Annotated in this window: 20 protein-coding genes and 1 CRISPR repeat array; of the genes, 15 read left to right on the top strand and 5 right to left on the bottom strand. The window is 51.9% G+C overall.

Going from position 1 to position 26,159, the window contains the following annotated elements; genetic code table 11:
- The 8 genes from cas10d to cas2 all read left to right on the top strand — a co-directional run bounded on the left by cas10d (nt 1) and on the right by cas2 (nt 8,794).
- Nucleotides 1-3,438, top strand: coding sequence for a type I-D CRISPR-associated protein Cas10d/Csc3 (cas10d, locus tag SYN7336_RS15655; protein WP_017326896.1), 3,438 nt, complete (start codon nt 1-3; stop codon nt 3,436-3,438).
- Complete coding sequence (locus tag SYN7336_RS15650; protein ID WP_017326895.1) at nt 3,435-4,043, top strand: hypothetical protein; 609 nt, start codon at nt 3,435-3,437, stop codon at nt 4,041-4,043. Before cas10d ends, SYN7336_RS15650 begins: the two co-directional genes overlap by 4 nt.
- Nucleotides 4,044-4,079: 36 nt before the next feature.
- Nucleotides 4,080-5,090, top strand: a complete 1,011-nt coding sequence (cas7d, locus tag SYN7336_RS15645; protein ID WP_026101052.1) for a type I-D CRISPR-associated protein Cas7/Csc2 — start codon at nt 4,080-4,082, stop codon at nt 5,088-5,090.
- 2 nt (nt 5,091-5,092) lie between these two features.
- Entirely contained in the window at nt 5,093-5,806 is a 714-nt protein-coding gene (cas5d, locus tag SYN7336_RS15640) for a type I-D CRISPR-associated protein Cas5/Csc1 (RefSeq protein ID WP_017326893.1), read from the top strand.
- A 199-nt stretch (nt 5,807-6,005) separates the two neighbouring features.
- Entirely contained in the window at nt 6,006-6,881 is an 876-nt protein-coding gene (gene cas6 / locus SYN7336_RS15635; protein WP_026101051.1) for a CRISPR-associated endoribonuclease Cas6, read from the top strand.
- Nucleotides 6,878-7,498 carry a CRISPR-associated protein Cas4 gene (gene cas4, locus SYN7336_RS15630; RefSeq protein WP_017326890.1) on the top strand — a complete coding sequence of 207 codons (621 nt, stop codon included), beginning with the start codon at nt 6,878-6,880 and terminating at the stop codon, nt 7,496-7,498. The genes cas6 and cas4 overlap by 4 nt, the downstream gene beginning before the upstream one ends.
- A 9-nt stretch (nt 7,499-7,507) precedes the next feature.
- Entirely contained in the window at nt 7,508-8,512 is a 1,005-nt protein-coding gene (cas1d, locus tag SYN7336_RS15625) for a type I-D CRISPR-associated endonuclease Cas1d (RefSeq protein ID WP_017326889.1), read from the top strand.
- Between the two features lie 9 nt (nt 8,513-8,521).
- Nucleotides 8,522-8,794 (top strand): CRISPR-associated endonuclease Cas2, encoded by a 273-nt coding sequence (cas2, locus tag SYN7336_RS15620; protein ID WP_017326888.1) that lies wholly within the window; start codon nt 8,522-8,524, stop codon nt 8,792-8,794.
- Between the two features lie 254 nt (nt 8,795-9,048).
- A CRISPR array of direct repeats spans nt 9,049-15,141; the repeat unit is 37 nt; unit sequence GTTGCAATTACGCTGAAACCCTCTCAGGGATTGAAAC.
- Nucleotides 15,142-15,512: 371 nt separating this feature from the next.
- Here cas2 and SYN7336_RS15615 read toward each other — a convergent pair.
- Nucleotides 15,513-16,559 (bottom strand): IS110 family transposase, encoded by a 1,047-nt coding sequence (locus SYN7336_RS15615; protein ID WP_017326887.1) that lies wholly within the window; start codon nt 16,557-16,559, stop codon nt 15,513-15,515.
- A 174-nt stretch (nt 16,560-16,733) separates the two neighbouring features.
- On the opposite strand from SYN7336_RS15615, the gene SYN7336_RS31895 reads away from it, so the two are divergent.
- Nucleotides 16,734-17,981, top strand: coding sequence for a hypothetical protein (locus SYN7336_RS31895; protein ID WP_017326886.1), 1,248 nt, complete (start codon nt 16,734-16,736; stop codon nt 17,979-17,981).
- A gap of 62 nt (nt 17,982-18,043) precedes the next feature.
- Here SYN7336_RS31895 and SYN7336_RS29030 read toward each other — a convergent pair whose 3' ends face one another.
- Entirely contained in the window at nt 18,044-19,861 is a 1,818-nt protein-coding gene (locus SYN7336_RS29030; RefSeq protein WP_227498521.1) for a DUF4157 domain-containing protein, read from the bottom strand.
- A gap of 1 nt (nt 19,862) precedes the next feature.
- Between SYN7336_RS29030 and SYN7336_RS31010 the strand changes: the two genes are divergently transcribed.
- Nucleotides 19,863-20,072 carry a hypothetical protein gene (locus SYN7336_RS31010; RefSeq protein ID WP_156820172.1) on the top strand — a complete coding sequence of 70 codons (210 nt, stop codon included), beginning with the start codon at nt 19,863-19,865 and terminating at the stop codon, nt 20,070-20,072.
- Between the two features lie 95 nt (nt 20,073-20,167).
- On the opposite strand, the gene SYN7336_RS26205 is transcribed toward SYN7336_RS31010, so the two are convergent.
- Nucleotides 20,168-20,827, bottom strand: coding sequence for a site-specific integrase (locus tag SYN7336_RS26205; RefSeq protein WP_017326884.1), 660 nt, complete (start codon nt 20,825-20,827; stop codon nt 20,168-20,170).
- Between the two features lie 28 nt (nt 20,828-20,855).
- Here SYN7336_RS26205 and SYN7336_RS26200 point away from each other — a divergent pair, with 28 nt between their 5' ends.
- From SYN7336_RS26200 to SYN7336_RS15580, 4 genes are read left to right on the top strand one after another with little or no spacing between them, the layout of a single operon-like run.
- Nucleotides 20,856-21,050 carry a hypothetical protein gene (locus SYN7336_RS26200; RefSeq protein ID WP_017326883.1) on the top strand — a complete coding sequence of 65 codons (195 nt, stop codon included), beginning with the start codon at nt 20,856-20,858 and terminating at the stop codon, nt 21,048-21,050.
- Nucleotides 21,051-21,060: 10 nt separating this feature from the next.
- On the top strand, nt 21,061-21,273 hold the full coding sequence (locus SYN7336_RS15590; protein ID WP_017326882.1) for a hypothetical protein: 213 nt from the start codon (nt 21,061-21,063) through the stop codon (nt 21,271-21,273).
- A gap of 12 nt (nt 21,274-21,285) precedes the next feature.
- Entirely contained in the window at nt 21,286-21,744 is a 459-nt protein-coding gene (locus SYN7336_RS15585) for a hypothetical protein (protein WP_017326881.1), read from the top strand.
- 27 nt (nt 21,745-21,771) lie between these two features.
- Entirely contained in the window at nt 21,772-22,644 is an 873-nt protein-coding gene (locus SYN7336_RS15580; protein ID WP_017326880.1) for a DUF4351 domain-containing protein, read from the top strand.
- Between the two features lie 531 nt (nt 22,645-23,175).
- Here SYN7336_RS15580 and SYN7336_RS15575 read toward each other — a convergent pair.
- Together SYN7336_RS15575 and SYN7336_RS15570 are read right to left on the bottom strand one after the other, a co-directional pair.
- A complete protein-coding gene (locus SYN7336_RS15575) occupies nt 23,176-23,616 on the bottom strand; it encodes a hypothetical protein (protein ID WP_017326879.1) in 441 nt (146 codons plus the stop codon).
- On the bottom strand, nt 23,591-24,814 hold the full coding sequence (locus SYN7336_RS15570) for a sulfite exporter TauE/SafE family protein (RefSeq protein ID WP_017326878.1): 1,224 nt from the start codon (nt 24,812-24,814) through the stop codon (nt 23,591-23,593). Before SYN7336_RS15570 ends, SYN7336_RS15575 begins: the two co-directional genes overlap by 26 nt.
- Nucleotides 24,815-25,245: 431 nt before the next feature.
- Here SYN7336_RS15570 and SYN7336_RS26195 point away from each other — a divergent pair, with 431 nt between their 5' ends.
- Nucleotides 25,246-26,154, top strand: a complete 909-nt coding sequence (locus tag SYN7336_RS26195; RefSeq protein ID WP_051039824.1) for a CPBP family intramembrane glutamic endopeptidase — start codon at nt 25,246-25,248, stop codon at nt 26,152-26,154.
- Nucleotides 26,155-26,159: the final 5 nt, after the last annotated feature.

Genomic DNA, 26,159 nt, shown 5'->3' with positions numbered 1-26,159 from the left:
ATGCTAAACGAAATAAGTGATGAAGGCTTAGGTTTCTTAGACAGTGATTATGGTTTTGACGAAGAAAGCGATCGCACGATAGAACCCACCGCACGAGAACTGCTCACCCTCAAGCTCCTGAGGGAAGCAATTCAGACCCAACATCCTGACGATGCAGTAATGCAGGACTTTGCCGAGATTGTCCTACCCAATCTGCTGAAGTATACAGTCGGTGTAACCGCCAAAGGTGGCAAATTCTTCGCAGAATACTTGGATCGCGTCGTCAATCCCAGACGTATCGCTGAGGGCAAAAATCCCATCCGTCGCGATAATGCCGCCGACCAATCCCTTAACACCCACCTCCTCAACGGATTATTCCCCGCCAATCTGATTGAGCAACGGTTAGAACGACTCGATACCACTGTCAAGCGCCTTGTTAAAGCGCGAGAACGTCGTCTTTTGGTGTCCGGGTTTATCCTGCACGATTTTGAGAAGTTTGACTACGATCTGATTCCCGAAATGCCAGAAGTCTATCGAGCTATCCGGCGAGATCCAGAACAAGATATTCGCAAGCGCTCCATTGCAGAACACCGGGAAACGATCGCCGTATTGATGAAGGCTCTAGAACTCGATCGATTCATCTGCCCAACCCAACCTAATGAATGGCAGCAATATCTAGATGACCTGCTATTTCTGGCCTACAATGCCCAGCGGCGCAACGACACCAACCTCAATTTGTCAGAGGATGGATTGAATCCAGTCCTGCGCGATCGCACCCTCCGCTGTTTGGCCGATCTCACCTGTCTGGCCGATCGCCTTGCTTCTGTTATCAAGCACCCTCAAGATGCAAAACATTCAGGCTTAAACGAAATTATTCACGCCCTGAGCGACGGGCAGCTTCGGTTTAGCTATCATGCAATTTCCGAAAACCGAGGGGTACTCACCAACGTCGTCAACAACGCCCTGATGGATGCCCACACCAGCCTCAACGGTCCAGAAGAGCATTACACGCCCCTGCTTTACCTCCCTACGGGTGTCATTTATCTGGCAGCGCGATCGGCCCCTACTGTCAGCCCCAACAGCTTGCCCAATCGCGTCATTGCCAGCATTAAGGAACTCTGTGCCGGACAGCTCCGCCTGCGACAAACCGGATTCGGTCGCGATGGCAAGGGGATGAAATATGCCGACTACTACAACTTGTTCTTCGACGATCTCGGCCTAATGCAGGTGGCTCTAGATGCAACCCTGCGCATCCTGAATCCCAATAAACTGTCAGTCGCCACCAAGCGCAGCGAAAACCTGATTGCTTTTCAACAGCGAGGCGTTCTCTCGCTCGATTACAGCTTCACTTTTACCGACGACATTCGCATTGACCAGCTCGCAGAATTTGGCGATTTGATGAGTCGCAAGATCTGGGGCGAACGAGTGAAACAGCTCGAAACTGTCATTAAAGAACGGGCTAAAGCGCGCAAAAAGCAGAAGGATTTGGCGGAATTGCCCGCGATCGACGAAGCCGTTTTGCCCGACAACATCATTCGCAAAGTCGCTGAGTTTTGGCAGTTGTCTGAGTATCTGGCTCAAATCCGAGAGATTCAGCGCATTAACGAAACACTCAAGCAACTCAAACTTAAGGGCAATACTGGGGGCGTGCCCTACGAGTGGTATTTCTTGGCAGCGAAGTTTCTGGAGCAAAATCCTGGCATTGAAGATCTGCGCGAAACTTGTCGAAACGCGATCGCCTACATAACCCAACTCACTCAGCCGATCGTCGCTCAATACGAGCTGTCTGATGGCTGGGACGATCTGCGGCAGTGGGTGAGCAACGTGGTCATGCTGCCCGGTCAATCCCAATCATCATCGGTATCAGAACAGGCGGAGATCTTTCTAAAAGAGCTGGTTTACTATAACGCCGCCAAGAAACCGGGACGGGGACGGCAAATGATTTGCTCGATTTCCCATTCACCCTATTCCGTCAGCGAACAGATGGAATCAGCGGTACTGTTCACCCCCCAGGTTTATACCAACAAGCAACACCTGGGCGGCTCCAATGCCAAGCGTAATATCTCTAGCATTGCGGGTGTCGAGATGATGCTGCGGCAGATTTTGATGAACCAGACCCAGACTGTGGGCAAACGGTTTGAAGATGGCAAATACCGTTACCTCTACTTTTATCCAACCTATTACTTCACCCCAGAAACTAACAGCTTTCTGCACAGAGCCTATACCAACATCGCCCAAACCCACTTCGACACCCGCATCCGCAATCACTTCATCAGCAAGCAACTAGAGGCCGACTTCAGCCGCAGCCGCTATCGAGCCGTTGATGCCTTTCTGATGGATGAAAACCTAGACCAGCGCAAGCAGCTACCCGACGACGACCCCAACTTCAAGCGCGATCGAACCTTCAAGCTCTCCTACCCCGAAGACAAGCCCCTGACCTTCTACTTCATGGCACTACCGCCAGGGCGCGACAGCACTGACACTGAATCCTGGGTGATGCCGAGCTGGCTTGCCCTCGCCTTTCCGATGATTCTGGATGTCAAAACCGTTGTCTCTGAGTCCCCGATTCCGCCCTTTACCGATGGAGCCGAATTTGAAGAAAGCGTCTTCCTCGACAGTGCCCCCCATGCCTTTCGCACCCTGATGGGTCGGGATCGGTTTCGCCTCGACACCATCCTCGACGGCTGGACGGACAACAGCGGCACCAAGCGCTCTGCTCCGTTAAATACGCTGACCGCAGCCTACGCCATTCACATGGATGTCAACGCCAAGCAGGGCAAAGGTGGGTATGACGCCAACTGGGGTCGTTTTACGGAACTGGCAAAAGATATCGAGACCAGCCCCCTCTATGTCTTTTCCTACTTAGCGAAGTGGAGTAGAGGACAAAAAGCCGATGCCCCCAGCCCTCAGAAAATCAAGCTCTACGCCCAACACTTCTACCCCTGCTTTGACCCCTACACAAACTACAACTTTGACAAGGAGACATGGGATTTGAAACCAGAATCATTGTTGAACCACCCCAAGCAACTCACCGAACTGTATCGACAGTTTTATCGCGCAAACAAGCGCTATAACCCCAAGGCAAATGCAGTGTTGAAGCCCATCGATATTGCTGCTGACACCATCCTCAAAGCCGAATCTAGTATGTTCCACGACGAAGCCCTCGTCACGGTTGTGGCCGCTGAGGTCTTCAAGCTGATGGATCGGGTTCATGCTTCAACGGCTGAAGGACGTTGGGTTGTGAGCAAGCGAGAAGAGGAGCGCCAAAAGGTATTGGACTTCGCCCGCTATTTCGTTGTTGACGTGTTCGAACAAGCATTTGCAGGCGATCGCGCTCGCTTAGCAGGCCGCCAACTCAATCTGATTCGAGACACTTGCGAGTTTCTCTATCGCCTAGAGCAAGATCGAGAGAATCAGGCGTCAGACTCAACCAGCAACACATCGGAGGAGGACGGATGAAAGTCTTAGATCCCAATACTTCTTATACCTTCAGCAAAATCTTTGAACTCAAGCTCATTGACAAGGATTTGGCCGAAGAGTTTGGCTATACCCTAACCCGCAAGCGTCTTAACCTACCTCAATATCGAGGTGAACTCGATCGCATTCACGACCTCCGCGATCGTATCGAAGAAACATTACCCTACGTGAGTTTATCTAGCGAAACAGCCCGCCGAGAAATATTGATATCTCCTGTCATACTCGATCTAATTCATTACACCAAAGCTGAAATCCGCATTGAATATCCCATCAAAGTTACTGAACAATTGCAAGGATATTTGGATTACCTGTTCGAAAGTCAGAATCAACTGTTGATCGTTGAGGCCAAAAAAGAGGATTTAGACTTTGGATTTAGTCAATTAGCAGCTCAACTCATTGCCCTAGATCGATGGGAATCTGACAATCCGGTCGATCGCATTCTAGGCGCAGTCACGACGGGTAAAATTTGGGAATTTGGCCTGCTCGATCGCAAAGCAAAGCATATCGATCGGGGTCTCGATAGCTATCGGTTTCCTGATGATGTTGACCCCCTAATGAGAATTCTAGTTCAAGCTTTGACTGCCTAGTTTTTTGCTTACTTCAACCCTTATTGCGTAACTATCATGACATTTCTAAACACTCTAGACTCTAAGTTCTTCCACGCCGAAATCCCATACAAACCGATGGGAAAGTACGCTCACTTCCTGACAGTACGCATTACGGAGTCCTATCCACTCTTTCAGACGGATGGAGAACTCAATAAAGCACGGGTTCGGGCAGGCGTAGAAGATAAAAACACCATCAGCCGTCTATCCATGTTCAAGCGCAAGCAGTCTACTCCCGAGCGCCTGGTAGGACGAGAACTGCTCCGCACCTATGGGTTCGTCAAGCCCGAAGAATGCGAATACAATGTTGCCTTTGGTATGGATAACCCCGACTGTATTATCTATGGGTTTGCAATTGGAGACTCTGGTTCTGAAAAGTCTAAAGTGGTTGTCGATACAGCATTTTCCATTACAGCCTTCGATGAATCCCACGAAACCTTCACCCTGAATGCTCCCTTTGAAAGCGGCACAATGGCTTCTAAAGGTGAAAAGGGCTCGAAGCCAGGGGAAGTCACCAGTCGTATCAATCAGCAAGACCACATCCGCCCTCAAGTCTTCTTTCCCAGTATCGTCACCCTCAAAGATCCGACAGAAGCCAGCTTTCTCTATGTCTTCAATAACATTCTGAGAACTCGCCATTATGGGGCACAAACCACTCGCACGGGCCGAGTTCGTAACGAGTTAATCGGTGCAGTCTTTGCCGATGGCGAGATTGTCAGTAATCTACGCTGGACGCAAGCCATCTACGATCGAATGCAAGCAGATGACACTCTCAAAGCCCCCGATCCCCTCGATGAGGATGATGTGGCTCAGGCAGCCAAGACCGCCATTCAATCCCTTATGGCTGAGGAATTCATTGTGCATACCGATTTCATTGGCGAGGATTTTCAGGCATTACTGGCAGAAGTCAAATCTCTGACGGCAAGTGAGGAGGGGATTCAGGCCATCCTGAAACAGGCTGATGATGAAGCCAAAGCCTATGCCACTCAGCATATTGGCAAGAAAAAGGCTGCTAGTGCGAGGTCATAGTCATGCCTCACATCTATCGCTGCACCCTAGAACTGCACGACAATCTTTACTACGCCACGCGGGAAATTGGCCGGCTCTACGAGACGGAACCCGTGCTGCATAACTACGCGCTCTGCTATGCCCTGGGTCTGGTAGACAGTGAAAAATATGCCACTACAGTGCCGGAAGAAAGCACCTACCGTTACTTCTGTGGAGAGCAAGTGCCGATGTATGAGGCGCATCTAACTCCTCTCAATCAACAGGGAATTTACGTCACTCCCGCTAGGGCTGTTCGTCATGCAACGGTGCTCAACACTTGGAAGTATGCGGACAACCGCTATCACGTTGAGATGCAGAAAACTCAGAAGAACATTCCCAGCTTTGGTCGCGCCAAGGAGATTGCCCCTGAAAGTCAGTTTGAGTTCTTCGTTATCTCCGAACAGCCTCTCAGCTTTCCTCGCTGGATTCGGCTGGGCAAGTGGATGAGTAAGGCTAAAGTTGATGTGCAGGAACTATCTAATCCCAAACGCAATGCATCTAGGGAGTTTACCTTTCCCTATCCACTGAACCCGCTGGATGTCATGTTTACCAACCCAGTGTTGAGCTATGACACCATCAACATGCCGCCAGTGAGCCTGATTCGTAATGTACGCATGGTCGGGGAGCACTTTACTTTTGAAGGGCTCGACCAACCGCTCAAGCTACCTGTGAATATGGAGTATCGATTTAGCAATTAGCCACGATAGCACACAGCTCAACAACTCATTCACCAGATAGGATTACATACCGAAACGAAAAACTGTCACCATTGGTGGCAGAAATTGTGACAAATACATCTTCGATTTTCTCGACCTAGGCGATCGCTACAGCGAGCGGCAGTTCGAGCAGGCCATCCTCGCACAAGTCGTCCAACTCCTCGCTGGAATTGCATAACCCATGCCCCACAGTCTCGTCCTCAACCTCCTGCCCAAATCCCCTATTCCACCGGGTTTCACCTCCGGCAAACACCTCCATGCCCTATTCCTCACCCTTGTCAGCACCGTTGATGCTGAGATGGGCGATCGGCTCCACGCGAATCAGGGCAACAAATCCTTCACTCTCAGCCCCTTACAAATTGTGCAACAGCCTCGGAGTCGACAGGCTAGCGCCTCCACGCCTCTCCTGCGGTGGACCTATCGCAAGCCTATTTCCTCCGGCACCCCCTGCTGGTGGCGAATCTCCCTCTTGGACGATCGCCTCTTCAGCCAACTCAATGCCCTCTGGCTTAACCTCAATCCCAATCGCCCCTGGCATCTCGGGCCTGCGAACTTACACATCACTAGTATTCTCGGTACGCCTCAAAGTACGCAGCCTTGGGCGAATTTCTGCAATTATGCCGAACTCTACGAACGGGCCTCGGAGAGCGATCGCAAACTCGCCCTCCAGTTCTACACTCCTACCGCCTTTCGCCAAGGCAAATACGACTCTGCCCTACCGACCCCCGATCGCGTTTTCGGCAGTTTGCTCCGCCGCTGGAACCACTACAGCGACCTGGAATTTTCCGCAGACATGATCGATGTCCTCCAGCCCAGCTACTTCGACATTCGCACCGAAGTTGCCACCGATCCCCGCAGCCAGTTTCAGCACACCGGAGCCAAGACAGACCCCAGCAATCAGTTCGTGGGCTGTGTCGGGAAAGTGACGTTCCAGATCTTGGGGCAGGTCGATTCCATCACCATCAAACAGCTCAATACCTTGGCGGATTTTGCCCTCTATGCCGGGGTCGGGCGCAAGACGCCGATGGGGATGGGTATGGCGAGGCGCGATCGATGAGCAGTACACCAGGAGAAACCTCGATTCCGGCAGATGAGTGGGTGCCGATCGCCGCTCTCAATCAATATGCCTATTGCCCCCATCGCTGCTGGCGGATGTTTTGTGCGGGGGAGTTTGCCGAGAATCAGTACACGATTCAGGGGACGGCGATTCACCATCGGGTGCATAGCGTGGGAGAGGGCTATCGGGAGGAGGTCTGGCAGGTGCGGGCGATTTGGCTGCGATCGCAGCGATATGGCTTGGTGGGCAAAGCGGATTTAGTGGAGTCGGAGGCGGGGGTGTGGCGTCCGGTGGAATACAAGCGCAAGTTGGGCGGGGAGAGTGAGAACGACCAATTGCAACTCTGCGCGCAGGCGTTGTGTTTGGAGGAGATGACGGGGACGCCTGTGATGCGGGGATATTTGTATTGCGCCCAAACTCGGCAGCGGCGAGAGGTGGAGATGTCGGAATCCCTTAAAGAGAAGACGATCGCGGCGATCGCCTCTGTGCGCCGATTGTTGGAGACGGGAGCAATGCCGCAGGCGGTGTATTCGCCTCGCTGTCGAGGATGTAGCTTGCGATCGCGCTGTTTGCCAAAAGCAGCAGCGAAGGTGAATCGCTATCGAGAAATGCCATAGGAGATTGTGATGGGAACGGTGTATGTGACGCGCCCTGGGGCGTTTATTGGCAAGACAGACGAGCGGCTGAGGGTGCGGGCAGAGCGCGAGACGCTGTTGGATGTGCCGCTGTTGAAAGTGGATGGGGTGGTGGTGTTGGGGCGAGCGACAATTTCTCCGGCGGCGATTTCGGAGTTACTCGATCGCAATATTCCCATGAGTTTTTTGACGGCTGGGGGACGGTTTTTAGGCAGGCTGGAGCCGGAGCTGAGCAAGAATGTGTTTGTGCGATCGGCGCAGTGGCAGGCGGTGGGTCAGACGGATAAGGCAGTTTGCGTGGCGCGGGGGGTGATTCGAGGCAAGTTGAAGAACTATCGCAATGGGCTGTTGCGGGCGCAGCGGGATGGTGTCGGTTTGGAGTTGTCGGAGGCGATCGCTCAGGTGAAGCGGGCGATCGGACAATTGGAGGCGGTTCGGGAGATCGATCGCTTGCGGGGGCTTGAGGGGGCGGGGAGTGCGGCGTATTTTGGGGCGTTCGGGGCTTTAATTCGGAATGGGGAGTTTCAGTTTGGCCAGCGCAATCGGCGTCCGCCGACCGATCCGGTGAATGCGTTGTTGAGTTTTGGCTATGCGCTGTTGAGGCATGACGTACAGGGGGCGTTGAATGTCGTGGGGTTCGATCCCTATTGCGGGTATTTGCATGTGGAGCGGTACGGGCGTCCGTCGTTGGCCTTGGATTTGATGGAGGAGTTTCGTCCGTTGGTGGTGGATGCGGTCGTGTTGGCGGCACTCAATCGCAAGCAGTTGAGGGTGGAGCAGTTTGAGACGGAGCCGGTGAGTGGGGCAGTGTCTTTGGATGAAGAGGGACGGCGGATGTTTTTACGGCTTTACGAGCAGAAGAAGCAGACTGTGTTTCAGCATCCGGTGTTGAAGAAGAAGTGTACGTATCGGGAGGCGTTTGAGTTACAGGCGCGGTTGTTGGCGAAGTTTTTGATGGGGGAGACGGAGCAGTATCCTCCATTGGTGTTGAGGTAAGGGGGCGCGATGTATTTTGTGGTGAGTTATGACGTTTCTGATGATAAGCGGCGGACGAAGATTCATCGAGTGTTGAAGTCTTACGGGCAGTGGATGCAGTTTAGTTTATTTGAGTGCGAGTTGACGGAGACACAGTATGCCAAGTTGAGGATGCGGTTGAATCAGTTGATTGATGCTGAGTGCGATAGCGTTCGGTTTTATTTTCTCTGCAAATGTTGTCGCCATAAGGTGGAGCGGATTGGTGGGGAGCGGTTGGATGATGGCAGTATTTATTTTGCTTGAGGGTGCTGCGCGAATGGGGGGTTGTTGGGCTGGCGGGGAGGGGATAGGGGGTTGGATGTCGGTTTGGGTGAGGGATTCAGGTGTTTGAAGGGTGATGGAGGTTCGCGCGATCGCTCTGATGCTGATTCTGCCAAGTTTTTATTAACTCATAGTTCTAATCTTGGAAGTCTAGGATACTCTAGTGAATGAGCAAGTGGTTGGTTCGCGCGTTTGTACCTTGAAAACTAAATATATCAACCCTCTCAGAGCCTGCGGTTGCAATTACGCTGAAACCCTCTCAGGGATTGAAACACAAGGGCCAACGCTAACTTCAACGAGGATTTTGTTGCAATTACGCTGAAACCCTCTCAGGGATTGAAACCGGCGAGGTAACGCGATCGCACAACGCGCCGAGTTGCAATTACGCTGAAACCCTCTCAGGGATTGAAACAGAAGGGAGAACCTCAAGGCTAAGAGGTTCTCCCGTTGCAATTACGCTGAAACCCTCTCAGGGATTGAAACGAGCCAGGGTGAAGCCCCACACCCCGCCATCTAGGGTGCCGGTTGCAATTACGCTGAAACCCTCTCAGGGATTGAAACTCCCCGAAGAGTCGACTTCCGGTTTCATACCCTTCAGGTTGCAATTACGCTGAAACCCTCTCAGGGATTGAAACAAGCAGTTTTGCAAGCTGCGGCAAAAGACCGCTTAGTTGCAATTACGCTGAAACCCTCTCAGGGATTGAAACGCGGCAGCCTTCGTACCCAGCAATTTCTCAAACAGCGTTGCAATTACGCTGAAACCCTCTCAGGGATTGAAACGGCTCGCTTCCAGACTACGATCGGCGCAAGTATGTTGCAATTACGCTGAAACCCTCTCAGGGATTGAAACCGCCAATTTTCCACTCTGCGCACAGTGCCAGCAGAGCACGAGTTGCAATTACGCTGAAACCCTCTCAGGGATTGAAACAGAAACCCAAGCACGTACGGCCCGTAGGCGTTCAGGTTGCAATTACGCTGAAACCCTCTCAGGGATTGAAACGGCTCTCAAGGGCCGAGGTGGCAAGCACGTAAGCGTTGCAATTACGCTGAAACCCTCTCAGGGATTGAAACCGATCGAGCGCGCAATTGGCTGGCGGCGACAACCTGTTGCAATTACGCTGAAACCCTCTCAGGGATTGAAACGTCGTCAGTCGGAAAATCCAATATTTTTCCTGCCCCTGTTGCAATTACGCTGAAACCCTCTCAGGGATTGAAACTAATTTCTTTCACGCAAACCGGCAGGGGCTTCACGTTGCAATTACGCTGAAACCCTCTCAGGGATTGAAACAACCTCCCAGCCGAATTCGCTTCAAATTTTATTGGCGTTGCAATTACGCTGAAACCCTCTCAGGGATTGAAACCAGTACCAGAAAAATGCCAAAAAGAATCCCGACTGTTGCAATTACGCTGAAACCCTCTCAGGGATTGAAACCAAGAAACGATAGAGTCGATCGCCAAAAAAATAAAGTTGCAATTACGCTGAAACCCTCTCAGGGATTGAAACCTGGAATTTATGTTGACTAAACAACGGGCGAAGCCAGAACCGTTGCAATTACGCTGAAACCCTCTCAGGGATTGAAACTATTCTGTGGCTGAAATCTCCAAGCACTACGAGCTTGTTGCAATTACGCTGAAACCCTCTCAGGGATTGAAACCGCCAACAAAGAAAAATATTCTGCCCAAGCTGACTCGAACGTTGCAATTACGCTGAAACCCTCTCAGGGATTGAAACGAGACGAGTGACGGGAACTGGCAGTACTGGTACTGTTGCAATTACGCTGAAACCCTCTCAGGGATTGAAACGCCGGAATAATCCTCGCGCAGCTTCCGCATGGACCGTTGCAATTACGCTGAAACCCTCTCAGGGATTGAAACTTTCTTAATACCCAAAGCTATTGCTTCTTGCTGGGTTGCAATTACGCTGAAACCCTCTCAGGGATTGAAACGAGTTAAAGTGCTAGAAGAAGAGCTTGAAATTCTGGTTGCAATTACGCTGAAACCCTCTCAGGGATTGAAACAGTGCTGCAGAGCTCGCAAATGGCCGCTGCCATTATTGTTGCAATTACGCTGAAACCCTCTCAGGGATTGAAACCACACCCGATGCGGATGGCCCTGTATTTGTCAAAAGTTGCAATTACGCTGAAACCCTCTCAGGGATTGAAACGTGTCCTTTTCTTGAAAGCAGTCGGTGCCTCGCGATCTGTTGCAATTACGCTGAAACCCTCTCAGGGATTGAAACGATTGCTTTCACGATCTCTTGAGCAAGTTTGCGCGGTTGCAATTACGCTGAAACCCTCTCAGGGATTGAAACGGCCGAGGACTGCAGTTTCGATATGGCCGGCGAATTGTTGCAATTACGCTGAAACCCTCTCAGGGATTGAAACAAAAGAGTTAGCGACTGCCGAGAAACGCACATCGCCACCAGTTGCAATTACGCTGAAACCCTCTCAGGGATTGAAACTTTGAGCTTACTTACCGCATGAATTTTCGTGGGTTCAAAGTTGCAATTACGCTGAAACCCTCTCAGGGATTGAAACCCAGCCAATCCTTTGGAGTAAAAACAGTGGCTACGGTTGCAATTACGCTGAAACCCTCTCAGGGATTGAAACATTGATCCGCGCGGCCATTTCTTCTCTAATTTTGTTGCAATTACGCTGAAACCCTCTCAGGGATTGAAACACGGCAGACTTCGAGGGAAAGTAGCTTCTTCTAGCGGTTGCAATTACGCTGAAACCCTCTCAGGGATTGAAACTACTCGCTAAAGTAGGGCCTGAGGACTACTCAGAAGTTGCAATTACGCTGAAACCCTCTCAGGGATTGAAACTTCCCGCAGTTGCGGTTATGACCACCTCAGTTGTGTTGCAATTACGCTGAAACCCTCTCAGGGATTGAAACCCCTGGAGTCCTTGGTTTCAGGTGCCCGGTGAAAACAAGTTGCAATTACGCTGAAACCCTCTCAGGGATTGAAACCGGACTTCTCAATTTGCTGCGGTAAGCGGGCAGCAGTTGCAATTACGCTGAAACCCTCTCAGGGATTGAAACTTTTGGCCACTTAATTTAAGGTCAAACGCGCAAGAGTTGCAATTACGCTGAAACCCTCTCAGGGATTGAAACTTTGAAACCCCGCTGGCGCGGATTGCGAGCGACAGTTGCAATTACGCTGAAACCCTCTCAGGGATTGAAACAAAAACACAATCGAGCAATTTTGCAAGCTGCGGCAGTTGCAATTACGCTGAAACCCTCTCAGGGATTGAAACGAATTGTGATACGGCAAGAGGGCAAGCGCCTTTTGTTGCAATTACGCTGAAACCCTCTCAGGGATTGAAACTTCGCTCGCAGACAGTAGTGAGGATACGTGATATTTCGTTGCAATTACGCTGAAACCCTCTCAGGGATTGAAACATGGTTGGGCCGGTGAGGCGGGCGAAAGGGCGAAGTGTTGCAATTACGCTGAAACCCTCTCAGGGATTGAAACTTTTATCGACATGCGTAATCACTAAACCCCCATTGGTTGCAATTACGCTGAAACCCTCTCAGGGATTGAAACGCTCGATCTGGAGGGAATAGCCCATCCCATTGACTGTTGCAATTACGCTGAAACCCTCTCAGGGATTGAAACAAGCTGTATCGCATTGATGGGGAGCATTGGGAGCTTCTGGTTGCAATTACGCTGAAACCCTCTCAGGGATTGAAACGTGCCAATGTTCACCGCGAGTTTGGCGGCGGAGCTGTTGCAATTACGCTGAAACCCTCTCAGGGATTGAAACGGGGGGACGACCGGGGGATTACTAGCTCTACTGCCCGTTGCAATTACGCTGAAACCCTCTCAGGGATTGAAACGGAAAAGTTCAAGTACGAGCCTGCACTCCCCAAGATTGTTGCAATTACGCTGAAACCCTCTCAGGGATTGAAACAGGGCGATCGCCCCCCATCCTAGAGGCATTTTTCAGTTGCAATTACGCTGAAACCCTCTCAGGGATTGAAACAGTTAATGAGCTTCAGGAGATAGGGCTAGGTGTCCCGAGTTGCAATTACGCTGAAACCCTCTCAGGGATTGAAACCAGAATCACTTTGAGGACTTCTTTAAAAGGCTGGGAGTTGCAATTACGCTGAAACCCTCTCAGGGATTGAAACTCGAGTAGATCGTCATCTACATTCGCGACAATAAGTTGCAATTACGCTGAAACCCTCTCAGGGATTGAAACTCTTCCGGGGAGGTGGTGATAATGGCATTGCACTCCTGTAAGTTGCAATTACGCTGAAACCCTCTCAGGGATTGAAACTTCTTGCCCTCTCCACCACCCTTTTTTTCCCGTCTGAAGGTTGCAATTACGCTGAAACCCTCTCAGGGATTGAAACTCAAAAGAAAGCCACGATACCAGGTGTCGTCGTAGGGTTGCAATTACGCTGAAACCCTCTCAGGGATTGAAACCCCGATGGGCGATGGGAGCCAGCAATTGTTGAGGGTTGCAATTACGCTGAAACCCTCTCAGGGATTGAAACAGATGAGCAGAAAGCCCGATTCGATGAGGCTCGTTCGGTTGCAATTACGCTGAAACCCTCTCAGGGATTGAAACGATACCGTCGCCAACTCCGGCTGTTCTCGCTCCTGTTGCAATTACGCTGAAACCCTCTCAGGGATTGAAACCAAAAGAATCATCCATTAGGGTTCAGCGAGCTGGCGGGTTGCAATTACGCTGAAACCCTCTCAGGGATTGAAACCGCCGGTTTACGGCTGAGGAACTTCACCAAGCTGTGGTTGCAATTACGCTGAAACCCTCTCAGGGATTGAAACAATAAAACCAGTGCTTTAGATTTGCGTTGACGACAGTTGCAATTACGCTGAAACCCTCTCAGGGATTGAAACACGGAGTGAGACGTTTGCTACTGGGCGTACTGCCGTTGCAATTACGCTGAAACCCTCTCAGGGATTGAAACTTCCTCGATTGTGGGTGGACTTCGATGGAATCCGAGTTGCAATTACGCTGAAACCCTCTCAGGGATTGAAACATCTCGATTGAGATCGAGGCTGGGAGGAGGGACGGGTTGCAATTACGCTGAAACCCTCTCAGGGATTGAAACGTAACGACATCAATGCTTCTGGTGGGATCTGCTTGCGTGTTGCAATTACGCTGAAACCCTCTCAGGGATTGAAACGAGGGGGCGATCGCTCAAGTCCAATATGAAGACGGTTGCAATTACGCTGAAACCCTCTCAGGGATTGAAACGAATCACTCATGCGACTCGATCCTGAATACGCTAGTTGCAATTACGCTGAAACCCTCTCAGGGATTGAAACGTGGCACTCAGAGCGATCGCACTCTGCTGCCCCACCGTCAATGTTGCAATTACGCTGAAACCCTCTCAGGGATTGAAACGAGGATAGGGAGCTGTTTGGGCGGGCGCGCGGGTTGTTGCAATTACGCTGAAACCCTCTCAGGGATTGAAACATCCCATCCCACTTGAGTAGAAGGCTTGGGAATAGATTCGTTGCAATTACGCTGAAACCCTCTCAGGGATTGAAACGCTTTGCAGCGGCAGCGGCAGCGGTTGCGCGAGCGTCGAGTTGCAATTACGCTGAAACCCTCTCAGGGATTGAAACGATATTCCGAGCGCCCCACTCATGCAACGACGTTGCAATTACGCTGAAACCCTCTCAGGGATTGAAACCCACCCAAGTATTTGACTGAGCTACAACGCTCGACGTTGCAATTACGCTGAAACCCTCTCAGGGATTGAAACAAAGAAAATGCGAGCATGACACCAGATCGCAAACGGTTGCAATTACGCTGAAACCCTCTCAGGGATTGAAACGTAAGAGCAAGGTCGATCTCTTTCGGGAGTATAATGTTGCAATTACGCTGAAACCCTCTCAGGGATTGAAACATTTAAATCCGCACTGCGAGCCTGAAGTGCAGGGAGTTGCAATTACGCTGAAACCCTCTCAGGGATTGAAACAGAAAGTTACTGGGTATTGACAATAGTCAAATCTTGAGTTGCAATTACGCTGAAACCCTCTCAGGGATTGAAACTTCAGAGAATTTCCCCCATCCCTCGTACCATCTACTGTTGCAATTACGCTGAAACCCTCTCAGGGATTGAAACTTCTTCTCTAATCAATTTTGATAATGAATCATCTAATAGGTTGCAATTACGCTGAAACCCTCTCAGGGATTGAAACATGAGTGATAACTTCCGCTAAGCCTTATGGTAGATAAAGTTGCAATTACGCTGAAACCCTCTCAGGGATTGAAACTCGATCTGATTGCGATCGAAGGCGATCGAAGGCGCAGTTGCAATTACGCTGAAACCCTCTCAGGGATTGAAACTCGTAAATCGGCACCCCTGAATTCGGGGCGTGGTTCAACCATGTGGATTTGTCAATGGCGATGACGCTCGTGTGAACGATCTTAATCTTCAAACATTTTATACTATCCTTAAAGTACTCAGAGCAGTGCGATCGTGAAATCTCCTCGACAATCAACCATCCGTAGTCATCGTCGTAACGATGCCACACTTTCCTCATTCGTTGTGAAGGTGCTGCGCCGCAATCAAATATAACGTAGTTGGTAAACCACTCACAGAACCACGCACGCGGTCACAGCTGAAGAATCTATCGATGAATTCTCAATCGCTTTATACTCCTTTCTTTTCTAAAGTTACACAAAACCCTGTCGAAATCCAAGAGAATTTCATGGTCTTAATATCCCATTCGGTAAGCCTCTCCATGTTGAAAAGCCGCCCGAATTCTACCAATCAACTTTCTGGCAACAGCTACGATGGCTCGCTTCTTCCCGGTATGAGGATGGAGTCTTTCAAAAAATTCGACTAATGCCTTGTCTTTTCCAATTGCACGCCAAGCAATTTCTATTAATATTCCTCTTACTCTGCTATTGCCCTGCTTGGTAATGTGCCCTCTTCGGATATTTTCACCGGTTGAATATTCACTCGGCGTTAGACCTGTAAAACTGAACAACTGGCGCTCATTCTTAAACTGAGACATATCTCCTAATTCATTAGAAAGAACCCGAGCTGATATCTTCCCGATTCCAGGGGCCGATTGGTAGGTACTCTCATTGGGGTCACTTTCAGCCTGATGCTTCAGCACTTTGTCTAATTTAGCGATCTGTTGATCTAGGCTCTTCCAGATATCCCAGTAGGCTTCAACTGCAATAGTCAGCTCTTCCGAAAGATTCTGCTTGAGCAACTCCCTGACTAGCTTGTGACTCATTCTCCGATTGTCGTCATGGTTGATGAGCCCCAGTTGATGGAACTTCATTCTAATTTTATTCTCGACAGCAGTTCGGTCCTCAACAAGCTGTTGTCTGGTTCGGCTGAGCATGCGGTGTAGTTCTTCTTCCTCGGTTAGGATTCGAACTCCCTTCAAACGTCCTGCTTCCAACAGAGAAGCCAGTTTATGGGCATCTCGTTTATCAGTCTTTACGCGATCGTTAACGGCTACTTCAATCGAAGGGACATGAACGACAATACTATCGATTCCATATTTCACCAGTTCTCGGTGTAGAACAAATGCAGAGAACCCAGCTTCATAGACAGTATGGATTCTTGCCCCTTCAAAGTATTTGAGAAGCTGTTCTGCAAGTCCCTGTGGTGAGGCTGCTGTCGTCCATTTCTTGACGACTTCACTGTCAGCCCTGGCAACAACTGAATAGGTTTTCTTGTGAACGTCAATTCCCACGAAAATATCTTTCCCAGAATAGGAGATGTGTTTGGTAGGTTTCTTCATTGGGTACCTCGCTCTCCGTAGAGACTAAATTCCTTTCCAAGTAGAGCTCACATGCCCTCAACACACCCAAATCCATCATAGAAACAATTGCGGGTTACACCTTCGACGCGATCGGGTGGAGCGATCGGTGTAATCTGAATGCTTGTCGTCGCCGCTCCGAATCGATCGCACCGAATGAAATCAGCCCCTTCAGTCGCAGCCAGCTTAAGCCCAGAAGTTCGCAAAACGATCGCCATTCAGGCGCTCTCCAAGTCAGAACCCATCAGCCATCTGGCAGCGGAGCTGCAGGTCAGCCGGAAATTTGTCTATCAACAGGCGAACCAAGCCCAACAGGTGCTCGATGAGTCCTTTGCGCCCTCCCCAGATGACCAAGAGGTGCTGTTCCATCTACCCATCACCAAAGCTTGGCTGTTCCAGTTCATCCTGGCGTTGGTGCCGATCTGCCACTGCTCCTATCGAGGAGTCGTCGAACTGTTTCGCGATCTGTTCGACCTACACATCAGTGTCAGCACGATCCACAATCGCCTCCAAACGGCAGCTGCGAGTGCTATGAAAATCAATCAATCCCAAGACCTGTCTACGATTGAGGTCGGTCTCCACGACGAGATTTATCAGGGCGCTCAACCGGTATTGGCGGGAGTTGATGCCGCCTCAACTTACTGCTACTTGCTGCAGGGAGTGGAGACCAGAGATGAAGACACCTGGGGTTGGTACTTACTCGAATCGATGGAGCAAGGATTCCAGCCGTGCTACACCATTGCGGATGGGGGAGCAGCTTTGAGAGCTGGCCAGAAAGCAGTCATGCCCGAGATTGACTGCCATGGGGATGTCTTCCACATCCAGCAGCAATTTGCCACCGTCGCCAATAGTTTGTCGAGACAAGCAAAAGGGGCGACTAATCGCCGACGAGAGCTAGAGCAGCAGATTGCCAAGGCCAGACTGACCCACCGAGTCACCCGACAGATGAACAGTCGCTTGGTCCACGCCAAACAACGAGAACGCAGGCTGGTGCCTCTGGCTCAGGATCTCAAAATACTGTTGCAGTGGCTCTGTCATGACGTACTCGAACTGGCGGGGCCATCCCTGGAGGTGCGTCAGGAACTGTTTGACTTCATCGTTGTTGAGCTCCAGAAATTAGAGGGCAAGCAGCATCCCACGATTCGAACACTCCGTAAGTCCTTACGCAAGCAGCGGGGCGATCTGCTGGCGTTTGCTGGTGTGCTGGATGGCAAACTTGCCGCGATCGCCCAACGCTTCGATCTGCCCCTGCAGACAGTACGCGAGGTTTGCCTGCTCTACCGAAAACAGCCCACATCCCAGGCTTACTGGGAACGGTGGAATCAATTGCATCGCGAGCTTTCGAGGCGGTTTCACCCGTTGATGGAGGCTGTAGCAATATGGCTCTGCTACCCGACCACGTAGTTAGATCCCCAGTAAATTCACCTGTCAATTTATCGAGCTTATCTCGATATGACAGAAGAGAGTTAAAAATGAACCACCTCGTTTGATGGATACTGACCAATTGCCAAGGTGTCTCCGATAACTACATCGACATAATGGATGAGGTTGGCAGGAGTTTCCTGGTCTACGCCTCCATATTCATCTAGAATCTGTGCAAGAGTTTGTAAAACCTTGTTGTTATACCACCAGCCACTAGATTGAATATCAAAATAATGCCAGCTTTGGTTGTCCCGATTTTGGGTCATTGCACTTAGATTAAGATACTGCCTTAACCATTGCGACTGGTCCCTGCTTAAACCACTGGAACTGTCTGGTAACCTATCAAAGATCAGTTTCTCTATATAACTCCTTGTGGATTCTTCACTTTTGAAGCCTGTTCTACCACCGATGGGTTCAAATCCATCTTTGGGCATATCTTCAATTACTTTATTAATGGCTGTTTCTGCAGCATAGAGACTAATTTGATAGGCATGCCGAATATCGTCAAGGTGTTCTACTTCCGCTAACCTTGAGAGGTTTGCAATACGACTTGACACATTTACATATACCTCGTCAAAATTAATTGCCTCTCGCGTTCTATTGAGTGTGGTAAGGCGATTTCGCACCGGGGTTGTAGCCGGGTCCAAACGCTGGAACCGGACTTCATCATCAGGTACCCACTTAAAATGGGTGTTATAAGTCCCGGCACCTACATACATGGATGTAACGTCCCCCTCATTTGCTCTTTGAGTCAGCCTCAGTTTGCCCTTATATCTTTTACCCCTCCCGGTTCTAAAGGTCTGAATGTCGATCGTATACTGTGGGGCAGCTGCCCCCGTAGGAGGGTTGCCTGTAGAGCCCATATCTTTTGTCGCCTCAGTTATCGGCAGGTTGTCCATGAGGTTCATATCGCTCAATACCCCTTTGGTCGAATTTTCAGGTATCACCCTTTGGATAACTGGTTGTGAGCTCGGGGCTTTTGCCTGGATCAACTGCTCCATCTTCAATTGAGCATGGTATTCGGGGCAGTTGGCGTTAACTTGATAGAGATTTCTTAGATCAGATACAGCCAAGGAGTCAGCTTGCGCAATTGCCTTTGAATGGATAGGAAATTCAAAAGCACTTTTTCCCGAGCAGCGTATCTGCGTGGCTTTCGCCCCCATCACATCCGCTTCATGCTCCAATACCTTATCGTCATTAATCGCCACCTCCTTGGCCTGAATCGTCGGCTTGACTCGCCCCTGCATCTGCTGCACCGCATGCCACCCTTCATGCGCCAGATGTCTCTCTTGGCCTGGACTCACCTCGATGGTCTGCCCTTGCGTATATGCTAGGGCGTTCAATTGTGCTGGCTTAGCGGAGTTGTAATGCACCCGCATACCCGACAGGTCGAGGCCTGAGAGCTGCTCCAGGCCGGTCTTTAATCGAGCCGGCATGCCTGTTTTGTTTACACCAGCTTGCTGTGAATCCGCAGACTTCTGTTGCAGTTCGTCCTCCTCAGTAGCCATTCGCTGCACAGCTTCTTTATTGGATTTCATCTGCAATTTGTCGTCCTCGTCCGTCAGCTCTAACTGTTGGGGAGAAGCACTCTCCTTCATCTGTAATTCCTCTTCGTCCAACATCTCAACCCGTTGGAGAAGAGCGATCTTCGGCTTCATCCTCAACTCATTGTCGTCTATCAGATCCACCCGTTGAAGTGCCTTGCCCCTTACTGTCTGCTGAGGTTCTGGCGTATTCAACCGGCTCACCACCTGGCGTGCAACTAGATCTGCTTCCTGCTCGTGCTTGTCCCCAGGCGCACGGATCGCCAGCTTTGCCTGCACCATTTGAGGGGGCTCAAAATTACTTGGGTAAATCTTCATCTTGGATAGGCTATATCCGCCGCGTCCCGATCGCTCGATCGTTGCCATCTTCTCCTTTAGCGTTAGCTTCGGTGCGGCGATCGCCTCCGGCGGAGGAGCAAAGGGTCTTGACGCCAGTGGGTTCGGTACTGGAGCAGATCGAGAGTGGGAAAAAGCCTTTTTCTGCAGAGCCTTCCGAGTACGCATGGCCAACCCCAGAGCGCGATTTTGACGATTAAGAGCAGCTTATCGAGATTTAGCCGTGGCTCCATCTGCCGATCGATTAATAATTGCTAAGCCTCTGTCGGCTTACTGCAGGGATCTTGTCTATTCTGCGTTGAAGATTTCCGTCTGTCTTTCCTCAGGACAATCCTCACCGATCGCCTCGTAATAGGCCCGCTCAGCCGCCGCTTGCATCGCTCGTTTGGCATAGCGCTTGAAACTGCCTTCCGACTTGTGTCGCGTCAGGGTCCGGGCGTGCAAGCTGTCCATCCCCCACAGCAGCAGGTTGGTCGCAAATGTATGGCGCAATCGGTGGGGCGTGAGATTGGGAATCTCTGCGATCGCCCCCAGTGTTTTGACAACACGATAGATCCCCTTGTATTTCAGCCGCTGGCCCGGACAATTAGGAGCCAACGTGACAAATAGGGGGGCATCCGCACTCAAAGCATTGTCTGTTGCTAGGCAACTCTCCAGATACTCATCCAAGATCTTTCGGGCTTGCCGACTGAGGGGAACGGTGCCAGTGCTATCGGCTTTGGCTTGACGAATGTGAAGCCGAACGCCGTCGTAATGCCCCACATCGAGCTGTTCGACTTCATTCGCCCTCAACCCGTGAGCCAAGACGACAACCAAGGCACTATCCCTCAACCGAAACGAACCTCGTTGTTGCAAGGCTTCGTACAGGGCGAGGACTTGAGATTCGTTTAGATCCCGCGCGGGGGGCGTGGGCAGCGACTCGAAGTCAACCGCCTCCGTACTTCGCACTCCCCATGCTTTGGGAGCACAGTTGTGGATGCACCAGCGCCAGGTGGCCCAGATCGAGACGGTTCACTGCCTGGGATGGACATCGCAGCAGTTGGATGCTTACATCCGCCAGATGCTCGCGACCTTCGAGCGTAGCGATTCGGTCGCGATGGAGAGCTTTTCGACGGTGGTGGAGCGTCCGGTCGATTGCTGTCCGATTCGCCCTTGCCCGTTGCTGGTGTGAGGGGGGGGGGATGCCGGACCGACAACTTGAATTGGATTTGTGGGGGGAGTTGGAGGCGGCGGAGCGCTTGCCTCAACAGGTGGAGGTGGGACGGCTGTTGAAGGGGTTGGACGCGGCGTTACTGCCACTCTCTGCTCAGCAGCGGCTTCTGTTGGCGGGGGAGGCGATGGGTCGGATTGTCTCGGTCTGGCAGCTTCGGGCGGAGGGGATGTTGCTCGATTAGGAAGAGCGTTATGTGGGCGCGCAGCTCACGGATGAATGGTTGATTGGGTTACTGGGGGATAAGGCTCAGTTCAATCTGGCCGCTTACGAATCCCCGCCTGAATTGCTGCAACCGCCCAAGCGAGTCAGATCCTCTAGAGGAGCTCGGGTGCGTTATGGGTCAAAGGTGGAGGCGCTCGCGCAGGCGGAGCGGGAGCAGGCTCGGACGATCGAGGAGATTGCGGCGCTGGCTCACGAGGAAGGGGTTCGCGAGTTGGAGGAGGCGATCGCTTTGCTGTTGAGGGAGCGGGGAGAAGAGGCTGGGCTTTATGAGGTGGCTGAGGCGGTGGCTGGGGGGAGGGCGATCGCGGTGCTGTTGGTGGTGTTGCTTTCTTCGGAGCTGACTCTGGTGTTTGGGTCGGAGAGCTTTTACCTCAGCTTGGACTGTTTGCGGGTTCAGCTTCAACCGGGGCTGCGTTGCGGAGCGATATGATGGCTGGGTTGCCATTGCCGGGATGCAATGTCCTTCGACAGCGTTTGCAAGTTCATTGCGGAAACGTTTACGGCTGACCTCGCCACTTGGTTGCTGGGGGAACCGGTGGAGTTGGCTCGCTTGGAGCCCACGGAACTGCTGAGCAGTCCCATCTATGCCGATTCTCTGGTGCTGTTGGAATCCAAAGACCTCGTTCTCCAAATCGAGTTCCAGGTTGAGCCCAAAGCGGAGATCCCGTTCCGAATGACGGACTATGCGGTGCGGGGGTTTCGCCGCTTTCCCAACAAGCGAGTGCGGCAGGTGGTGATTTACCTGAGACGATCGCAATCTCCGTTGGTTTACCAAAACACCTTCGAACGTGACGGGATACGGCATGAGTTTGAGGTCATCCGTATCTGGGAAGTTCCCGCTGCGCAATTTCAGGGGTTGCCAGGGTTGCTGCCGTTTGCGGTCTTGGCTCAGACGGGCGATCGCGAACGGACGTTGCGGCAGGTATCGGAGCGGATTGAGGCGATCGGCGATCGCGGACAACGGGGGGATGTGGCGGCGTCGGCAGCGATTCTGGCGGGGTTAGTATTGGAGAAGGGGTTGATTCGGAGTGTACTGCGGGAGGATGTGATGAAGGAATCGGTCATTTATCAGGAGATTGTCTCGACTGCGGAAGAGCGGGGGCGGAACGAAGGCATACTCGAAGGCAAGCTCGAAGGCAAGCGTGAGGGCAGACTTGAAGAAGGTCTATCCTTGATTCTGCGCCAGCTCAAACGCCGCTTTGAACTGGCATCCGAACTGCAGCAACAGATTGAGAGCCTTTCCCTCGATTCTCTAGAAGAGTTGGGGGAGGAATTGTTGGACTTCTCTAGTGAAGATAATTTAGCGGCTTGGCTTCAGGGGCGTCGGTAGGAGATCGCTTCCCTAATCGACCAATAAAACTAAGGAAGTTGTGGCATGGGAAACGATGGTCCAATAAATGGAGAATTATTTGGGCTATCGCAGTGGGTAGCAAGTCAATTGAGGGGATGGTTCAGATTCCTCAGCGGTAGGGTAACACTTTGAGGCTAGGTCAGATCTCACAAAAGGCGATTTAGCATGGGTTTGAGGCTTTGATGGTTAACCGAAAGTGTTACCCTCCGATGAACCATGCCCGATCTCGCAGGAATTAGAGAGGCTATCTGAAGAACAGCTTCAATTAGTCCTGCGATTCACTAAAGCTTTACAAGGCTCTGCTCCAGTCGAGATGACACCCGATGAGAAGGCTGATGCTTTTCTAGCCTGGGCAAAACAGCCTCGCAGAAAATTACCCGTACTATCCGACGACGCCATCGGCCGCAAAAGCCTCTACGGCGAACGTGGATGAAGTATTTAGGGCTTGGTAAATTCCCGGCTCTGCTGAGGAAACTTGAAAATGACAGCGATACGCGAAGATACTATCGTTTAGCGACCCACGACCGTAATGTCAAAGTTCAGCTCAAAGGGTTGAAAATCTACGGTACCCTTTGGTTTGCCTGCCAGCACCAATCTGTAGGCCCCTGCTTGTGGAAAGGCAACCTGGGCGGAAGGAATACCGGTATACCCCTCTGCATCAATGGGCTGCAAGTCGGGGGTGGCGATCGCAGCATCGCCTGCACGATAAGGATGTTGGTAAATCCAGAGGGTGCAGTCGCATTCGGAGAGTGGCAGCACTCGGCCCCCCCGTCGAGTCAAGGCAAACCAAATGCGATTCGAGTCGCGGGCGCGGGGGGCATCATTGGGTTCGACGTGCAGCGTAGCGCCCACGTCCTCTGCCACTTCAACTTGGTGGGCTGCCGCCGGAGAGAATGCCAATAGGATGGCGAGACCCCATCCCCAGCTACTTGGTTTGAAGCGATGTAACATCGTGTTTCTCTACAGATAATTCAGATCGAAGCCTGTCCGATCGCAGCAGCAAGACCCCACACACACAGGCAATCAGCCCGATCGCCATCAGCCAATTGAGCCAACCCACTTGCGAGGTGCCCAAAAACCGCGAGCCGATCGCGATCGCGTGAGCGGCAGCCAAGATTAGTGCGGGAACCGCCAATAGATGAATGCGCCGCCAGGCTGGGCCCAGGACTTTTTGAGCGCGATCGAAGCTTGTCAGAGCAGCCGGTAGCAGACAGGCAAATGCTGCGACACCAAGCCAAATAGCGATCTGGTGAGCAGGCAACATGAAGCCAATAGCGCGAACATTCCACTGCCAACTGTGCTCCATAACGTGGAGTGCGTGGACTGCAGACAGCACGAATGCGCCGACCCCCAGTGCTCGGCGATAATCCATCAGCGCAGGCCACCAACGATTCAGGGGGCGGGCAATCAGGGCCAATACGAGTAAGGCGATCGCCCCGTGTCCGGTATAGTCTGCCATTGTGCTGCCCGTGCGCAGCAGGGTCAGCAGGCCGACGGCCAGAGTGAGCCATCCCCCCAAGCGGAAAAGCTGACTGCGGCGATCGCCACCGAGGTGGGAGACAGACAGTCCCACACCCACCATTGCGGGCAGAGTTCCCACGCCAAAGGCCAGCATCGTCGCTGCCCCTTGCCAGACATTCCCAGTTTCAGCCGCTTTAATTTGAGCCGCATACAAAAAGCCACAGGGAATCAGTCCCCAGGCCATGCCCAACAGAGCGGGCGTCCAGCAGCGGTCGCGCTGGGATAGCTGCTGCATGGAACGATTGAGACGATCGTGTAAATGCTTGCTCAGCAAAGGATGTAAATAGGGCAAGCTGGGGAGCAGTGTAGGATTGATTTGCCAAAGACCGTACCAAACCAGGAGCGAGCCTGTCAGTAAGGCCATGACCCGCCGCAGGACACTTCCCAATCCCGCCATTTGGCCACCTGCAATTAACACCGACCCCACAGCTCCAATCGCCGACCCCACCAACACATAGCTGCAGATGCGCCCGAGGTTGAGCAGAGAGTGAAAGCGCAACTGCTGCCACCATTGGCCTTTGCCTCGATCCGAGAGCGCAAACGCCACCGCCAGTGGCCCACACATGCCGACACAATGGCCGAAGCTGCCAAAAAATCCAATTGCAGCCACTAGCAGCAGATCTAGCATCGACGGGAAAAAGTCCAGGTTCGGGACAGTTTCAGTATCGCTCGCGCCGAGACGAACTGGCGAATGTGGCGATGTCAGTAAAGACCATCTTCCTGACAAAAGTATGCGATCGCTACCCTAAACAGCCGCGATGGACTGGAATGAGTGCGACAAAAATTGGCCTCCCTGGGGCACGACAACTTTTACGGACGAGTTTGTGTGGGAAGCGTCACAAGCGGGCTTTTGTAGAGTGAATCGAGTTTGTTAGGCGAGTTAGGTTTGTTTGCGATATCGGGCAGGCTACGGCTGACTGCAACAGGGGCAATTGGGTCGCTGATTCGATTGGATTGTCGATTCGATTGTTTTCCAAACTCGGGACGATATCGCTATTGCTACTCGATGGCGATAGCCTTGCAACAGTTCTGTCACCGTTTCTAATCCCTCGCTTGCCTATGGTCTCTCTGCGCGACAATCTGCCATCCGATCGCGATCGCAATCCATTTAACCATCATTTTTCTGCACGCTTGCTGGTGCTGTGGTTTCTCGGCATCTCGCTCGTGCTGGGAATGATACTTGGGATTGTGGCGCAGGTATTCCAGCTGGAGATTGCCGACGCTAGCCTGATTCTGCCGCTGAATGCACTCGTGTGGCTACTGCTGTGTGCATTGCTGTTGCTGCAGATGAGAGTTTTGCGGGTCAGTCCAGCAGCACTCGTGGGCCGGTGGCCGCGCGATCGCAGTTGGGTGTTTTCGTTACTATTGGTCTTGCCGGTGCTACTGTTCTCGGTCGGCTCCGGTCAACTGTTCTTCTATTTTTTGGCACAACTCAATCCCGATTTCGTACTCTCCCTGCTGTCCCGCCAAGTCCCGCTTCCGGCAGCAGGGGGTTCATTCGTGCAAGGAATTGTGGCGTTGGTGGCGATCGTGGTGGTGGCTCCCATCACTGAAGAATTTGTCTTTCGGGGGGTATTACTCCACCGCTGGGCTGCCAAGTGGGGGGTGCAGCCCGCCATTGTTCTCTCATCGCTGGTATTTGGCCTATTGCACGCCAATATTGTGGGGCTAACGATTTTTGGGGCGATCGTGGCGCTGGTTTACCTCAAGACGGGCTCGTTGTGGGTGGCGATCGCCTGCCATGCCTGCAACAATGCCCTTGCCGTCACCTTCAGCCTGCTGTCGGGTTCCAACGCCCCTGCCTCTCCCGAACAGATGCTAGAGCAATTTGCCTCAGATTGGCTGTTGGGGTTTGTTTGCCTCGTGCTATCGGCCCCCTGGCTGGCGTTTTTCATCGCAAGGAATTGGCCTCCAAAAGGCGCAAAATTGCCCTACGCCCTCAATGCCCCCTTTGCGTCGCGGCGATGAGGCCC

The organism is Synechococcus sp. PCC 7336 (assembly GCF_000332275.1).
Taxonomy (GTDB): Bacteria; Cyanobacteriota; Cyanobacteriia; order Thermostichales; family PCC-7336; genus PCC-7336.
This window is presented reverse-complemented; position numbering and strand designations above follow the sequence as displayed.